Below are 13,154 nucleotides of genomic sequence, written 5' to 3'. Positions count from 1 at the left end.
GACAAAACTCCGAAGGGGGATTCGGAGGTCTATGCTACCTTGTTTACATCAGGACATCCAGAATGAATAATTATTACAATTCAAACTGTTACTGTTATTAATCTTCCGGCGAACATCCGTGGTCGCCGGAAAGAGGAGGCGATTTTAGAAGTTGTAACCAACGACCAGGTAGTAGCCCCAGCCGGTAGATTTCACTTCAAACGGGCCTTTGCCGAAATTGAGTTCTGCGCCATCAGCCCATTGGCCGCCGTTGTGGAAATAACGAGCGACGAAAGAGTAGTGCCAGTGGTCGTAGCCCAGCGCCAGAATATGGCTGGAGGCAATGGAGTTGTTAGTGCGGCTTGAGTTCGATTTGTCACGCAGTTCTGAGCCAAAATCGAAATTGGTGAAGCTGATGTACGAGACGTTGCCGCCCAGCATCGAACCCAGTGGGTAAGAGTATTTCACTTTTACACGGTAGCCGTCCCACTCATTTTCGTTAGCAGCGCCGTAGTTCTGCCATTGGTATTTGGCATAGCCGTTCACTGACAGAGACAGATTGGTGCCGGTATCAATATCGGTACCTAAGCCCATGTACCAGGTACTTTGGCGTGAACCGCTGTTGCGACCCTGATCGTAAATAACGTTATTGGCGATGTACCACTCTTTAAACGGACCAAAGCTCAGGTCAGCTCCCGTCAGCTTATCAATAGAGAAGCGTGGTTCGATCTCGACAAACAGCGGAGAGCCTTTGTCCCAAATGCCACGGCTGTCGGGATCGCCACCAAAAAACTTAGGCGCATCGGCGTAACCGTAGAAATCGAACCAGTCTTTACGCGCAAATGCTTCGTATTCCAGGTAAGTCGTGCTGTTCAGTTGCGGTCCGAAACGGGTGTGGGCGCTACCGACGACGTTAATGCTCTGGTGCCACCAGTCGGACAGGTATTCGGCTTTATTGCTGTCAGCAAGAACAGGCATTGAGCATGACAGTGCGAGCAACGCGCCTGCGGCGAAAGTTTTTTTCATGTTAAGTACCATAGTGTTAGACGTCATGTGCGTCGTACGTAAGACCGCAAAATAAGTTTTGGTAATATCTAAAAAAATCAGAAGATAATTTTGTCATGCATTTTAAGTAAAAATAGACGCAATGCACGAAAACGATTGCCTTTTATTATGCTATTACATTTGTAATGTGATTTTAATCACATAATGGTGTTAGGAATTTCACCTTACTAAAAAAGTATCGGGATTGCATTCAGGCAGGAAAGCGACGGGAATATCACAAAACGAACGGTAAAACCTATTGATACCCAGTTGAATAGATAGCACGGCGTGAAACATGGTATCTTGGATGCAAGGACCTTTTGGCTACAATTGTTTTTACTCCTGAAATTGATTTTTCGCCTGATTCAGCCGGCAAACGATACGATGCGAGGTTATCGCCGATGCTTTTGGAAAATGGCTGGTTATCCGACATTACACACACGCCTTCACCGCATTATGATGGTCGCCCGAATGATGAGGTGCCTTCCCTACTGGTGATCCACAATATCAGTCTGCCGCCCGGCGAGTTTGGCGGTCCGTATATTGATCAACTGTTTACGGCGACGTTGGATCCCACTGCGCATCCTTATTTCGCCGACATTTCCCATTTACGCGTCGCGGCACACTGCCTGATTCGCCGCGATGGGAAAATCACACAGTATGTGCCTTTCGATCAACGCGCCTGGCATGCTGGTGTGTCGGTGTTTGAAGGCCGGGAACGCTGTAATGATTTCTCTATTGGCATTGAGTTGGAAGGGACGGATACGCTGCCTTTTACCGCGCAGCAGTATCACTCGCTGGTGGCGATTACGCGCCTATTAATGCGGGCCTATCCTATTACGCCGTCGCGCATTACCGGACACAGCAACATCGCGCCGGGCCGTAAAACCGACCCCGGACCGGCATTTGACTGGGACGGCTATCATCGTCTGCTACAAGAAAACTGGACAGAGAACAAAGGGAGTCTGGATTAATGACGCTGTTTACACTGTTGCTTACGCTGGCATGGGAGCGCTTGTTCAAACAGGGCGAGCACTGGCAGATCGATCATCGGCTTGAGGTTGTATTCCGGCACGTACCAGCTCCGTCTTTATTGCAAACGCTGTTCCTGACGCTCTGCAGCATGGGCATCGTGGCGGGCTTGCTGTGGCTCACGAGCGGTATTCTATTCGGCCTAATTTCTCTTTTGCTGTGGATTATCATCAGCCTGATGTGCATTGGTGCGGGTGAAATTCGTCAGCACTATCGACGCTATTTGCAGGCTGCACAGCGCGGTGAGGCGGATGCCAGCCGGGAAATGGCAGCAGAGCTGGCGCTGATTCACGGTCTGCCCGTTGGCACAGGCGAAAGCGAGCAATTGAAAGAGTTGCAAAATGCGCTGCTGTGGATAAATTTCCGGTTTTATTTAGCGCCGCTGTTCTGGTTTATCGTTGCCGGACCCTACGGGCCAATTGCGCTGATGGGGTACGCGTTTTTACGCGCCAGACAGACCTGGCTTGCCCGCCACCACACCCCGCTGGAGCGCGCGCAGTCTGGCGTCGATAGTTTACTGCATTGGCTTGATTGGATTCCCGCCCGCTTGGTCGGCGCCGCTTATGCATTGCTGGGGCACGGCGAGAAAGCGCTGCCTGCCTGGTTCGCCTCGCTGGGGGATTCTCGCAGTTCACAGTATTGGGTGTTGACTCAACTGGCCCAGTTTTCTCTCGCGCGTGAATCCCACGTTGAGCCTGTGGAGACGCCTAAAGCCGCCGTGACGCTGGCGAAAAAGGTGACGCTGGCATTAGTGGTCGTCGTTGCGCTCCTGACGATATACGGTGCGCTGGTTTAATTTCTAAATGTACGTCCCAGCGCACCCATTTCTCGCTTATTGCCTGTCAGCGGGCGGTTCGCCGAACACGGGCATACCGTCACGATCCCAGGTGAACGTTTTAATCCGCGTATGGCGATTCGGGTCATACAGCGGATCGCCTTCTATCTCCGTGTAGTTGCGGGCATGGTAAACCAGAACGTCTTCGCCCGTTTCTGTTTGAGTAAAGCTGTTATGGCCCGGCCCAAATTGCCGGTTTTCCCAGCTGGTGGTAAAGACTGGTTGCTGCAATTTATGCCAGCTTGTCGGGTTCAACAGATCGCTGCCTGCATTCGCCCACAGTAAGCCGATACAGTAATTTTCATCGGTGGCGCTGGCGGAATAGGTGATGAAGAGACGTTCGCCGTGCTTAATGACCGCGGGTCCTTCGTTGACTTTAAAACCAATCACTTCCCACGGTAATTCCGGCTTGCTCAACATGACCGGCGTGCCTTTCAGCGTCCACGGATTTTCCATTTCCGCCAGATACAGATTCGAATTGCCCGCAATAGCGGGATCTTTTTGCGCCCACAGATAGTAGCGTTTGCCTTTATGTTCAAAGTGGGTGGCATCCAGCGAGAAGGTATCGAATTGCGTATAAATCCGGCCTCTTTCAACCCAGTTGCCTTTTAGCGGGTCGCTGTCTGCACATTCCAGCGCAAACATGCGGTGCTGGAATAAACCGTCTTTGATGTCTTCCGTCGGTGCCGCGGCGAAATAGACATACCATTTGCCATTAATCACGTGCAGTTCCGGCGCCCAAATCAGCGCACTTAACGGGCCGCGTTCATGCTTACGCCAGATCGTCACCGGGGTCGCGTGGGCAAGGGCCTCCAGCGAACTGGCCCGGCGAATTTCGAGCCGATTGTATTCAGGTACCGAGGCAATAAAATAGTACTGTCCATCCGTGTGGCGAAGAATGAAAGGATCTGCCCGTTGTTCAATCAGTGGGTTAGGCCATTGATGTGGGTTCATCATTCTCTCCTCCTCTTTTGACGTTGGGTGATTGGCTGTCGCGGCTCTCGCTCAGTTCCCGATAGTTATTACGGCGTTTTTCCAGATCAATTTGTATTTGCTGCATGAGTTGGCGATCGACCTTCAGCAAACGCACAACGCCTGCGGTAATCAAATAGCCTACGCCGGGAATAAGGGTGAACAACATAATGATGCCGTTCATGGCTTCGGCATTTTGCTGTGGGGCATTGGCATCATAACCATAGTAGGACAGCAGGAAGCCGACCATCGCACCCGCAATCGCCAGCCCGACTTTCAGGAAGAACAGATTGCCTGAAAAGCTGATCCCGGTGATTCGCTTGCCGGTTTTCCACTCGCCGTAGTCATCCACATCGGCCATCAGCGACCAGTGTAGCGGGGAAGGGATTTGATGCAGAACATTCAGCAGGAAGTACATCACCAGAATAAAGCTGGTCAGGTGAGGGTTGAAGAAGTAGAAGGCGCTGGAGAAGATCGCCAGTGCGATGTTGACCCAGAAAAATACTTTCAGCTTGCAGAAACGGTCGGTCAGCGGTTTCGCCAATGCGCTGCCGAACATCATGCCGACCACGCCGAGGCTGATAAACAGGCTGGCGAATGAGACGGACTTTTCCATCACCCAGGTGACGTAGTACATCGTGGCCGCCATGCGGATAAATCCAGGGCAGACGTTACACAGGGTTAACAGCAGAATGCGCGGCCATTGGTCGTTTTTCCAGACGTCTCGCAAGTCTGCTTTCAGCGCATCGTTGGTGGGGATGGCGGGCTTAATTCGCTCCTGAACGGTGGCAAAGCAAAACAGAAACATGAATAGGGCAATGATCGCCATCACGCCCATCGACATTTGGTAGCCGCGCGCTTTGTCCTCGCCGCCGAACCACTCTGCCATAGGCAGCAGCGTCGAAGAGAGGATGAGCGTAGCGATACCGACCATAATGAAACGGTATGACTGACAGGATACCCGTTCATGCGGGTCTGCGGTGATCACGCCGCCAAGTGAGCAGTAGGGGATGTTGATAGCGGTATAAGTCAGCGACATCAGAAAATAGGTGACGAAAGCGTAGATAACTTTGCCGTTATAGCTCCAATCCGGTGTGGTAAACATGAGTACGCTGAACAGAACGTAGGGCACGCAGACCCAAAGCAGATAAGGCCGAAAACGACCCCAGCGGCTTTGGGTGCGATCGGCGATCGCGCCCATAATCGGGTCCGTGACGGCATCGATGACGCGAATGGAGAGTAGTAGGGTGCCGACCAAGGCAGGCGAGAGCCCGTAGATATCGGTGTAGAAATAGCTCAGAAATAGCATGATGGCCCCGCCAATCATGTTGCATCCTGCGTCACCCATTCCGTAGCCAATCTTTTCTTTAACGGACAGTGCGTTGTTCTTCATGAATACGACTCCTGTGCTTAACGTGTAAACACGATTATTCCCTCGATAGGGATAAAAGAGCGTATGAAATCGGTTGCAAAAATGGACAAACGGGTCGGGTGGGGCAAAGTGTGATGGAGGCTACAAATATGAAAATGGCCGACAGAGTCGGCCATGAAAAAGGATGGGGTGAACGCTGAGGCTTACTTCGCCAGATTTTTCTTTTTGATAAAGTAGCCCACGCCCAGAATAACCAGCCAGACCGGAATCAGCATGACGGAAATCTGAATGCCCGGCGTCAGGAACATGATGACCAATATACCCGCCAGGAACAGCAGACAGATGTAGTTACCCAGCGGATAAAGCAGCGCTTTAAACTTGGTCACCGTACCTTCTTTATCCTTCTGTGAACGGAACTTCAGGTGTGCCAGACTGATCATCGCCCAGTTAATCACAAGAGCAGACACAACCAGCGCCATCAATAGCTCGAACGCTTTGCCGGGAATGAGGTAGTTGATCAGCACGCACAGCGCCGTTGCCAGCGCGGAGATACCGATAGCAACAACCGGAACACCACGAGCATCGACAGTTTTCAGTACTTTTGGTCCGTTACCCTGTTTCGCCAGACCGAACAGCATACGGCTGTTGCAATAAACACAGCTGTTGTAAACAGACAGCGCAGCGGTCAGTACCACGATGTTCAGCACCGTTGCTACGACGTTGCTGTTCAGTTCATGGAAAATCATGACGAACGGGCTACCGCCTTCCACGACCTTGCCCCACGGGTACAGTGACAGCAGGATAGCGAGTGAACCGATGTAGAAAATCAGGATGCGGTAGATAACCTGATTGGTCGCGCGTGGAATGCTTTTCTCTGGGTCATCCGCTTCTGCCGCGGTAATCCCCACCAGTTCCAGCCCGCCAAATGAGAACATGATCACGGCCATCGCCATCACCAGACCGAGCACGCCGTTCGGGAAGAACCCGCCCTGCGCCCACAGGTTGGTTACGGTTGCTTCCGGCCCGCCCGTACCGCTGAGCAGCAGCCAGCCACCGAAGACGATCATGCCAATAATCGCGACGACTTTGATGATGGCAAACCAGAATTCCATCTCACCGTAGACTTTGACGTTCGCCAGATTGATGGCGTTAATCAGCAGGAAGAAGACGGCGGCGGATACCCAAGTCGGAATATCTGGCCACCAGTACTGGACGTAAATCCCCACGGCGCTAAGCTCAGCCATGGCGACCAGCACATACAGCACCCAGTAGTTCCATCCCGATGCGAAGCCCGCGAAATCGCCCCAGTATTTATAAGCAAAGTGGCTGAACGATCCGGCTACCGGCTCTTCAACCACCATCTCGCCCAGTTGGCGCATAATGAGAAACGCGATCAGGCCGCCAATTGCATAGCCTAACAGGACCGATGGCCCGGCCATTTTGATTGTCTGCGCAATACCAAGAAAGAGGCCAGTACCTACCGCGCCACCCAAGGCAATCAACTGAATATGACGGTTTTTCAAACCACGCTTTAGCGTGCCGTCCGTTTGTTGATTATCCATCAAATTTAACCCTCTGCCAGTGCAAGTAAAAAACACGGTGTGAACGAACACGCGTATTAGTGACTGTACGTTTGTGTAATTTTATTTTTACGGGTGGTGTTTCTTTAAATAATGAAACCGCTACCGTTTGCCAGAGAATAGTGGTAAGTGCGCAAGATTGCACTGATTTCTTATAGTCTGATAATTAAAAACTATCGCTACATCAAAATTTTCACCCTTCTTTTATTAAGAGCCTGATGACAAGAAAATCGCGAGAGGTTTTTTAGGATGAGAAGGGGTTGTTACCCCTTTAGGTTTACTCCCTTTTATTATCTCTTTATCCCTGCTGTAAAAAGCGTGCTTACCACAATGTGGCGTTACCGAGGATTATGTTTTTCCTTTGAGAATAAAAATTCTTATTTTTTGAATTAAAATTCACTATTTTCGTATTTAAACGGTTCAGCAATGCCTGCTTTTCGTTTCAAAAAAGTTAAAATATAGACAGAGGGGATTAATGGTAATACCACAGGCGGGCTATCACTTTGCCGCATGTTTCTCGTGCATTTGTTAAAATCTGGTGGGATTGGTGATTTAGCTCAAGGTCCTTATGGACAGAAGGTGAATACTTTGTTACTTTAGCGTCACGTTTTTGAAATTGGTATTACCAATTGACTCCGCGCCATTCGCAGAGAAGAATTCATTATGGCATACAGCAAGATCCGTCAGCCCAAACTGTCAGATGTGATTGAACAGCAGCTGGAGTTTCTGATTCTTGAGGGAACCTTGCGCCCCGGCGAGAAGCTCCCACCGGAGCGCGAACTGGCAAAACAGTTCGATGTTTCCCGCCCTTCTCTGAGAGAAGCCATTCAACGCCTGGAAGCCAAAGGTCTCCTTTTGCGCCGTCAGGGTGGTGGTACCTTCGTTCAAGCCAATCTATGGCAAAGCGTCAGCGATCCGCTGGCAGAATTACTGAGCACACATCCCGAATCACAGTTCGATCTTCTGGAAACGCGTCATGCGCTGGAAGGCATTGCTGCCTACTATGCTGCGTTGCGTGGCACAGAGTCGGATCTGCAACGTATCCGGGATTGTCATGCCGTGATTGAGAAGGCGAGGGAAGCGGGCGATCTGGACGCCGAATCAGAAGCCGTTATGCAGTATCAGGTTGCTGTAACAGAAGCCACGCATAATGTGGTGTTGCTGCATTTGGTGCGCTGTATGGGGCCGCTGCTCGAACAGAACGTGAGGCAGAATTTTGAATTGCTTTATTTGAGCCGTGAAGTGCTGGCTCAGGTTAGCATTCATCGCGCCAGCATTTTTGAGGCGATTGTTGCCCGTGAGCCGGAAAAGGCGCGCGAAGCATCACACCGTCATCTGGCGTTTATTGAGGAAGTATTGCTGGATCTTAACCGGGAACATAGTCGGCGCGAGAGATCGCTGCGTCGGCTCCAGCAACGCAGGGATTGAGCATCCGTAATTTGGGGCTCTGAATGCGGTAATGACGACGATGAGCCTGTCTTCATGCGTTTTGCTTAGGACGAAACCTAACTCAGAATGCAGGAAGACAGGCTCCATAAACTAACTGATTAGAGAAGATAAGGAATAACCATGTCAGATCGTTTAAATAATGACGTGGATCCGATCGAAACCCGCGACTGGCTGCAGGCGATCGAATCGGTCATCCGTGAAGAGGGTGTTGAACGCGCCCAGTTCCTGATTGATCAGGTTCTGAGTGAAGCACGTAAAGGCGGTGTCAGCGTTGCTGCTGGTACAGCTGCACGTCAATACATCAACACCATCGCAGTGGAAGACGAGCCGGAATACCCTGGTAATCTGGATCTGGAACGTCGTATTCGCTCAGCAATCCGCTGGAACGCGATCATGACAGTACTGCGTGCTTCTAAAAAGGATCTGGATCTGGGCGGCCACATGGCTTCTTTCCAGTCTTCCGCCACTTTCTATGAAGTGTGCTTTAACCACTTCTTCCGTGCTCGCACTGCGCAGGACGGCGGCGACCTGGTCTACTTCCAGGGCCACATTTCTCCGGGCGTTTACGCTCGTGCCTTCCTTGAAGGCCGTCTGACTGAAGACCAGATGAACAACTTCCGTCAGGAAGTTCACGGTAACGGTCTGTCTTCTTATCCGCACCCTAAACTGATGCCGGACTTCTGGCAGTTCCCGACCGTATCTATGGGTCTGGGCCCGATCGGTGCTATCTACCAGGCTAAATTCCTGAAGTATCTGGAAAACCGTGGTCTGAAAGATACCTCTAAGCAAACCGTTTATGCCTTCCTGGGCGACGGTGAAATGGACGAACCAGAATCCAAAGGTGCGATCACTATCGCGACCCGTGAAAAACTGGACAACCTGGTGTTCGTCATCAACTGTAACCTGCAACGTCTGGATGGTCCTGTTACCGGTAATGGTAAGATCATCAACGAGCTGGAAGGTATCTTCAGCGGCGCTGGCTGGGATGTGATCAAAGTCATGTGGGGCGACCGTTGGGACGAACTGCTGCGTAAAGACACCAGCGGTAAACTGATCCAACTGATGGAAGAAACCGTCGACGGTGACTACCAGACCTTCAAATCCAAAAACGGTGCCTATGTGCGTGAGCACTTCTTCGGTAAATACCCGGAGACGGCAGAACTGGTTAAAGACTGGACCGACGATCAAATTTGGGCACTGAACCGTGGTGGTCACGATCCGAAGAAAGTCTACGCTGCACTGAAAAAAGCGCAGGACACCAAAGGCAAACCAACCGTTATTCTGGCGCATACCATTAAAGGTTATGGTATGGGCGACGCGGCTGAAGGTAAGAACATCGCGCACCAGGTTAAGAAAGTTAACATGGATGGCGTGCGTTACTTCCGCGACCGCTTCAACGTGCCAGTGTCTGATGCCGACATCGAAAAACTGCCGTACATCACTTTCGATAAAGAGTCTGAAGAGTACAAGTACCTGCACGAGCGTCGTCAGGCGCTGGGTGGCTACCTGCCTTCTCGTCAGCCTAACTTCAGCGAAAAACTGGAACTGCCAACGCTGGAAGATTTCCGCACTCTGCTGGAAGAGCAGAATAAAGAAATCTCTACCACTATTGCGTTTGTACGTGCACTGAACGTGATGCTGAAGAACCAATCTATCAAAGATCGTTTGGTTCCGATCATCGCTGACGAAGCGCGCACCTTCGGTATGGAAGGTCTGTTCCGCCAGATCGGTATTTATAGCCCGAAAGGCCAGCAGTACACTCCGCAGGACCGTGAGCAGGTTGCTTACTACAAAGAAGACCAGAAAGGTCAGATTCTGCAGGAAGGTATCAACGAGCTGGGCGCAGGTTCTTCCTGGCTGGCGGCGGCAACGTCTTACAGCACCAATAACCTGCCGATGATCCCGTTCTACATCTATTACTCCATGTTCGGTTTCCAACGTATCGGCGACCTGTGCTGGGCAGCGGGTGACCAACAGGCACGTGGCTTCCTGATCGGTGGTACTTCAGGTCGTACGACGCTGAACGGCGAAGGTCTGCAGCACGAAGATGGTCACAGCCATATTCAGTCTCTGACTATCCCGAACTGTATTTCCTACGATCCGGCATTTGCCTACGAAGTTGCTGTCATCATGCATGACGGTCTGCACCGCATGTACGGTGAAGCGCAGGAAAACATTTACTACTACATCACTACGCTGAACGAAAACTACCACATGCCTGCGATGCCGCAGGGTGCGGAAGAAGGTATCCGTAAGGGTATCTACAAGCTGGAAACGGTTGAAGGTAGCAAAGGTAAAGTTCAACTGCTGGGTTCAGGTTCTATCCTGCGTCACGTACGTGAAGCGGCTCAGATTCTGGCGACAGACTACGGTATCGGTTCTGACGTATTCAGCGTAACGTCCTTCACTGAACTGGCACGCGAAGGCCAGGATTGTGAGCGTTGGAACATGCTGCATCCGACCGAAACGCCGCGCGTACCTTACGTGGCTCAGGTACTGAGCGATGCGCCAGCGGTTGCATCTACTGACTACATGAAGCTGTTTGCTGAGCAAATCCGTAACTTCATCCCAGCTAGCGATTACCGCGTACTGGGTACTGACGGTTTCGGTCGTTCTGACAGCCGTGAGAACCTGCGTCACCACTTCGAAGTGGATGCGTCTTACGTCGTGGTTGCGGCTCTGGGTGAACTGGCTAAACGCGGTGAAATCGATAAGAAAGTGGTTGCTGATGCCATCACTAAATTCAACATCGATGCAGATAAAGTTAACCCGCGTCTGGCATAAGAGGTAAAGATTACATGGCTATCGAAATCAACGTACCGGACATCGGTGCAGATGAAGTTGAAGTCACCGAAGTGCTGGTGAAGGTTGGCGACAAAGTTGAAGCTGATCAGTCGCTGATCACGGTTGAAGGTGATAAGGCTTCTATGGAAGTCCCTTCTCCGCAGGCTGGTGTCGTGAAAGAGATTAAAGTCTCTGTCGGTGACAAAGTTGAAACTGGCAAACTGATCATGATTTTCGATTCCGCCGACGGTGCAGCTGACGCTGCACCTGCTAAGGCAGAAGAGAAGAAAGAAGCCGCTCCGGCTGCTGCACCAGCAGCATCTGCGACGAAAGACGTCAGCGTGCCGGATATCGGCGGTGACGAAGTTGAAGTGACCGAAGTACTGGTTAAAGTGGGCGACACCGTTGCTGCTGAACAATCTCTGATCACCGTAGAAGGCGACAAAGCGTCTATGGAAGTCCCGGCACCTTTCGCAGGTACGGTTAAAGAGATCAAAATCAGCACCGGCGATAAAGTCTCTACCGGTTCTCTGATCATGGTATTCGAAGTGGCTGGCAGCGCACCTGCAGCCTCAGCAGCGAAAGCTGAAGCGGCACCTGCTGCTGCACCAGCGGCTTCTGCGGCGAAAGAAGTCAACGTACCGGATATCGGCGGTGACGAAGTTGAAGTGACTGAAGTGATGGTTAAAGTTGGCGATAAAGTCGCGGCTGAGCAATCACTGATCACCGTTGAAGGCGACAAAGCTTCAATGGAAGTCCCTGCACCATTCGCGGGTACGGTTAAAGAAATCAAAATCAGCACCGGCGACAAAGTTAAAACCGGTTCACTGATCATGGTCTTCGAAGTGGAAGGTGCTGCACCTGCGGCGGCTCCAGCGGCCAAGCAAGAAGCGGCTGCTGCACCTGCTCCAGCGGCCAAACCTGCTGCTGCGCCAGCTGCGAAAGCAGAAGGTAAGAGCGAGTTCGCTGAGAATGATGCTTACATTCACGCAACGCCGGTTATCCGTCGTCTGGCTCGTGAATTCGGCGTGAATCTGGCGAAAGTGAAGGGTTCTGGTCGTAAAGGCCGTATCCTGCGCGAAGACGTTCAGGCTTACGTGAAAGATGCAGTGAAACGCGCTGAGTCTGCGCCAGCGGCTGCCGCTGGCGGCGGTCTGCCAGGCATGCTGCCATGGCCGAAAGTTGATTTCAGCAAGTTTGGTGAAGTGGAAGAAGTGGAACTGGGCCGCATCCAGAAAATCTCTGGTGCTAACCTGAGCCGTAACTGGGTGATGATCCCGCACGTTACGCACTTCGATAAAACGGATATCACCGATCTGGAAGCGTTCCGTAAACAGCAGAATGCCGAAGCTGAGAAGCGCAGACTGGATGTGAAATTCACCCCAGTTGTCTTCATCATGAAAGCCGTTGCCGCTGCGCTTGAGCAGATGCCACGCTTCAACAGTTCCCTGTCTGAAGACGCGCAACGTCTGACGCTGAAGAAATACATCAACATCGGTGTTGCGGTTGATACCCCGAATGGTCTGGTGGTTCCGGTGTTCAAAGACGTGAACAAGAAGAGCATCACTGAGCTGTCTCGCGAACTGATGGCGATCTCCAAGAAAGCCCGTGACGGTAAACTGACTGCAGGCGAAATGCAGGGCGGATGCTTCACGATCTCCAGCCTGGGCGGCATCGGGACTACGCACTTTGCGCCGATCGTCAACGCGCCGGAAGTCGCTATTCTTGGTGTGTCTAAGTCCGCGATGGAACCGGTCTGGAATGGTAAAGAGTTCACTCCGCGTCTGATAATGCCGATGTCTCTGTCCTTCGACCACCGTGTCATTGACGGTGCTGATGGTGCTCGCTTCATTACCATCATTAACAATACGTTGTCTGACATCCGCCGTCTGGTGATGTAATCGAAAAGCCGGCCTGACGGCCGGCTTTTTTCTGATAAGCTGTTATTTGTTACAGCTGTCAGTGATCAAGGACAAATCGTTAGTCGCTTGTTGTTTCAAAATTGTTAACGATTTTGTAAACTACAGCGGCAAAGACACGTCCCGGTGGAAGAGGGCGTTAAGACTCAATAACAATGACGTCACAGACCCGCCGGAAATCAATTAAG

Annotated in this window: 9 protein-coding genes; 5 read left to right on the top strand and 4 right to left on the bottom strand. The window is 51.5% G+C overall.

Features of this window, described 5'->3' with window-relative positions; all coding sequences use genetic code 11:
* Positions 1-144: 144 nt before the first annotated feature.
* Entirely contained in the window at positions 145-1,005 is an 861-nt protein-coding gene (locus BJJ97_RS01595) for a nucleoside-specific channel-forming protein Tsx (RefSeq protein WP_095992892.1), read from the bottom strand.
* A gap of 419 nt (positions 1,006-1,424) precedes the next feature.
* Between BJJ97_RS01595 and ampD the strand changes: the two genes are divergently transcribed.
* Positions 1,425-1,997 (top strand): 1,6-anhydro-N-acetylmuramyl-L-alanine amidase AmpD, encoded by a 573-nt coding sequence (ampD, locus tag BJJ97_RS01590; protein ID WP_095992891.1) that lies wholly within the window; start codon positions 1,425-1,427, stop codon positions 1,995-1,997.
* A complete protein-coding gene (gene ampE, locus BJJ97_RS01585) occupies positions 1,997-2,851 on the top strand; it encodes a beta-lactamase regulator AmpE (RefSeq protein ID WP_095992890.1) in 855 nt (284 codons plus the stop codon). Before ampD ends, ampE begins: the two co-directional genes overlap by 1 nt.
* A 36-nt stretch (positions 2,852-2,887) precedes the next feature.
* Here ampE and BJJ97_RS01580 read toward each other — a convergent pair whose 3' ends face one another.
* The 3 genes from BJJ97_RS01580 to BJJ97_RS01570 form a co-directional block, all read right to left on the bottom strand.
* Entirely contained in the window at positions 2,888-3,844 is a 957-nt protein-coding gene (locus BJJ97_RS01580; RefSeq protein WP_167385213.1) for a glycoside hydrolase family 43 protein, read from the bottom strand.
* Positions 3,822-5,255: a glycoside-pentoside-hexuronide (GPH):cation symporter gene (locus BJJ97_RS01575; RefSeq protein ID WP_095992888.1), complete on the bottom strand. Its 1,434-nt coding sequence runs from the start codon at positions 5,253-5,255 to the stop codon at positions 3,822-3,824. The genes BJJ97_RS01580 and BJJ97_RS01575 overlap by 23 nt, the downstream gene beginning before the upstream one ends.
* 182 nt (positions 5,256-5,437) lie before the next feature.
* Positions 5,438-6,796 carry an amino acid permease gene (locus BJJ97_RS01570; protein ID WP_095700594.1) on the bottom strand — a complete coding sequence of 453 codons (1,359 nt, stop codon included), beginning with the start codon at positions 6,794-6,796 and terminating at the stop codon, positions 5,438-5,440.
* Positions 6,797-7,477: 681 nt separating this feature from the next.
* On the opposite strand from BJJ97_RS01570, the gene pdhR reads away from it, so the two are divergent.
* The 3 genes from pdhR (at position 7,478) to aceF (ending at position 12,948) form a co-directional block, all read left to right on the top strand.
* Positions 7,478-8,242, top strand: a complete 765-nt coding sequence (gene pdhR, locus BJJ97_RS01565) for a pyruvate dehydrogenase complex transcriptional repressor PdhR (protein WP_039483559.1) — start codon at positions 7,478-7,480, stop codon at positions 8,240-8,242.
* A gap of 141 nt (positions 8,243-8,383) precedes the next feature.
* Positions 8,384-11,047 carry a pyruvate dehydrogenase (acetyl-transferring), homodimeric type gene (gene aceE / locus BJJ97_RS01560; protein ID WP_039483562.1) on the top strand — a complete coding sequence of 888 codons (2,664 nt, stop codon included), beginning with the start codon at positions 8,384-8,386 and terminating at the stop codon, positions 11,045-11,047.
* A 14-nt stretch (positions 11,048-11,061) separates the two neighbouring features.
* Entirely contained in the window at positions 11,062-12,948 is a 1,887-nt protein-coding gene (aceF, locus tag BJJ97_RS01555; protein ID WP_095992887.1) for a pyruvate dehydrogenase complex dihydrolipoyllysine-residue acetyltransferase, read from the top strand.
* Positions 12,949-13,154: the final 206 nt, after the last annotated feature.

Origin of the sequence: Pectobacterium polaris, assembly GCF_002307355.1 — a bacterium.
GTDB lineage: Bacteria > Pseudomonadota > Gammaproteobacteria > Enterobacterales > Enterobacteriaceae > Pectobacterium > Pectobacterium polare.
The sequence above is the reverse complement of the archived record's forward strand: the minus strand, read 5'-3'. Positions and strand labels throughout refer to the sequence as shown.